General features: G+C 51.2%; 2 protein-coding genes. Both read left to right on the top strand.

Annotated features, from left to right (window positions below):
- Window positions 1–202: 202 nt before the first annotated feature.
- Window positions 203–2,374 carry an aldehyde ferredoxin oxidoreductase family protein gene (locus tag AC3DOM_RS07605; protein WP_487918437.1) on the top strand — a complete coding sequence of 724 codons (2,172 nt, stop codon included), beginning with the start codon at window positions 203–205 and terminating at the stop codon, window positions 2,372–2,374.
- Between the two features lie 153 nt (window positions 2,375–2,527).
- The gene (locus tag AC3DOM_RS07600; RefSeq protein WP_487918436.1) at window positions 2,528–3,436 is read left to right on the top strand and encodes an LCP family protein; all 909 of its coding nucleotides are present in this window, start codon (window positions 2,528–2,530) and stop codon (window positions 3,434–3,436) included.
- Window positions 3,437–3,568 lie beyond the last annotated feature (132 nt).

Below are 3,568 nucleotides of genomic sequence, written 5' to 3'. Positions count from 1 at the left end.
AAAATAGTGAAATTGTCAAGTGTGCCCCCCACCTACCTCCCCCCGTACACGGGGGAGGAACACGTTCTCCCCCCGCTTGCGGGGGGAGTTAGAGGGGGGAGAAAAGTGAAGAAAATCAGTAGACAGAGCTCTTAAATCCTGACATAATACAAAGTGCTCTAAAAATAAATTGTCTACTCTACATCCCTTAGGAGATTATCTAATGGTTTTACCCCTGACTCTTGAAAAAATGAAAGAAGCCCACACGCTTTTGACTGAATATTTTTATGAACTGCGTCCTGTTGTGCATGGATATGCCAATCGCACGCTTCATATTAATCTCGATAATAACGAGATCAGCGAGAAACCGGTCACGATGGAGATGAAGAAGCTCTTCACTGGCGGACGAGGTTTTGGGTTGAAATTGCTCTGGGATGCGGTTACCCCTGAAACAAAATGGGATGACCCTGAAAATGAGTTGATCATTGCCAACGGCCCGATCTGCGGGACGACCGGTTATGCTGGCTCCGGCAAAGCGACCGTGGTGACTCTCTCCCCGTTGACTTTGAATGTAGTTGACAGCAATGTGGGCGGCTATTTTGCCCCCTTCCTGAAATTTTCCGGGTTCGACGCAGTCGAAATTCAGGGCAAAGCGGTTGAGGACGTGGTCATCTTTATCGACGGGGATACAGGCAAAATCACGATCGAAACGGCGCCGCTCGAGAGCGTTGATTCCCATTTATTGGGCAAGCATCTCACCCGGATGTATGCCGACGATGAAAAGGGGCAGCGCGGCGTATCCGTCATGTCTGCGGGTGATGCGGCGGAGCATATCCGTTTTGCGATCATCAACGCCACCTGGTACGATGTGCGCCGCAAGGAAGTCCGCCTGAAACAGGCTGGTCGGGGCGGGACGGGGCGCGTCTTCCGCGATAAGAAGATCAAAGGGATCGTTGTGCGATATTCCAAAACGGGGGGCGACAGCAATGGCCCCTTCGACATCGATCTGATCCGCAAGGCGGGGGTACGTTTCAACCGCGAAATGAGCGAGTTGGACGATAAGCAAAACCAGATGAAAAAGGTTGGCACGGCAAATATCGTTGAGATCATGGATCACTTTGACCTGCTGCCGACGCATAACTTCCGCTATGGGAATCATCGTGATACGCATAAGATCGACTCGAGTGTTTGGAAGGAAAAATTCACCCAGGGGATGCCGGATGGCTGCTGGCTGGGATGCACGATGTCCTGCACGCACGGCGTGGATGATTTCCCGCTGAAAACCGGCCCCTATGCAAATGATAAGGTGCTCGTCGATGGGCCGGAATATGAAAACGCTGCCGGATTGGGCGCGAATATCGGCAACTTCGATCCACAGAAAGTGCTCGAGCTGAATTTCTACTGCGATACCTACGGTGTCGATAGCATCTCCTTTGCGAACGCAGTCGCCTTTGCGATGGAAGCCTACGAAGAGGGCATCATCACCAAGGAAGATACCGGCGGATTGGAGCTCAATTTTGGCAACGGCGCAGCTGCGATCGAGTTGCTCCATCAGATGGGGCGCGGTGAGGGATTTGGCGTGGTCGTGGGACAGGGCGTGATGCATATGAAAAAGATCTTCGCCGAGGAATATGGCGGCGACCCGGCCTTTCTGCATGATATCGGGATGGAGATCAAGGGGATGGAAATCTCGGAATATGGCACCAAGGAATCGCTTGCCCAGCAGGGCGGATTTGGCCTGGCGACCAAGGGTCCGCAGCACGATGAGGCCTGGCTGATCTTTATGGATCAGGTCCAGAATTTGCTCCCCAGCTTTGAAGATAAGGCCGAGGCTTTGCATTACTTCCCGATGTGGCGGACCTGGTTCAGCCTGCACGGGCTTTGCAAACTCCCCTGGAACGATGTCACCCCCGAAGACAATGGCGATACTACCGAGCCTGCCAAAGTGGAGGAACATGTCGAAAACTACACCTGGGTTCACGAGGGCGTGACTGGGATCCGAGTCTCAGCCAACGATTTGCTCCTGCAATCGGAGCGGGTCTATAACTTCCAGAAAGTATTCTCGATCCGGATGGGACGCGTTGGGCGGAGGCACGATTACCCGCCCTACCGTGCCATGGGGCCTGTCACCGTTGTGGAATACGAGTCTCGCGCCGAACTTTATGATAGCCAACTCGTCGACATCCTCGGTTTGAAGCCTGAGAATCTATCCATTGAAGAGAAGATGGCGAAGTTGCGTGAATATCGCGAAAGCCAGTATGAGCTGCTCCTGGATGCGGTCTACAAACGCCGCGGCTGGGATATGAATAGCATCCCGACTGTCGCGAAACTCAAAGAACTGGGGATGGATTTGCCTGAAGTCGTTGAGGTGGTAGAAGAGGCAAGGAAAGCTTAAACACAAAGGGCACAAAGTTCACGAAGGCAGTTCATGTAGAAAATTAGCATAAAGGCAGCATTGGCTGCTTTTATTGGGTGGAATATATTTTTCGTCGTAGAGCTAATTCGTACAGCCATTATCTTGAGCACTTCTTGCGATTATAATTTAATCATGAACTCTCTTGAAGAAACCCGCCCTCAGCGTAGCGCGCCCGATCTTGCTGCTTTTCAGCCCATCCCTATGTCAAGGGAAGAAAAGCGCAAAGCGAAAAATAAGCAGCTTCGTCGTGCTTTTGTGGTTGGAGTGGTTGTATTAATTTTGCTCTATTTTTTTGCGCCCATTAGAACGAATTTGCTCCTTTTGGGGACAGATGATTCGCCCAGTCGCGGGGTGTTGGGACGCACGGATACCATTATCCTGACAACGGTTGTACCATTTAAGCCCTATGTGGGCATGCTGGGGATTCCGCGTGATTTATGGGTAAATATTCCCAATGTTGGAGAACAACGCATTAACACGGCATACTTTTTCGCTGAAGCAGAAAAACCCGGGAGCGGCGGGCAAGCCGCGGTCACGTCCGTTGCTACAAATTTTGGGGTGCAAGTCCACTATTATTTGGCAATCCACATGATGGGGCTGGTAGATCTTGTCAATATTCTGGATGGAATCGATATTGTGCTGGAAAAACCGATGGGGGGATTACCCGCCGGAGAGAATCATCTTACGGGCGAAGCGTTACTCGCCTTTGTGCGTGAACGTTACAGCGCAAGCGATTTCTCACGAATGCAGCAGGGGCAAATAGTGATTAGCGCGTTGCTCAAAAAGCTGCTTTCACCAACGAGTTGGGGTAAACTGCCGCAATTGCTCATGACCCTCCCCAATGTGATCGAGAACAATATTCCCCTTTGGCAATACCCGCGGCTGGGAATTGCACTGATCCGCGCCAGCCTTGTCGGGGTAGATAGCAGGACGATCGATTGGGAGATGGTCACGCCATTTGTCACGTCGGGCGGCGCACAAGTTCTTGCCCCAAATTGGGATGTGATAAACCCTGTTCTTTTAGAAATGTTTGGAGAGTAAATCCCTGCCAAAACTCAAATATGGCAATATTGAAACACCCTGGAAAGAGCTCAAAGCGGAACTCGATGAACGTTTAATAACTCATGTTACGCAGTTCTGTAGTCGATAACGAGCTAAAATCAGGTCAAGGAG

It is taken from the genome of Candidatus Desulfolinea nitratireducens (assembly GCF_982879505.1).
The sequence above is the reverse complement of the archived record's forward strand: the minus strand, read 5'-3'. Positions and strand labels throughout refer to the sequence as shown.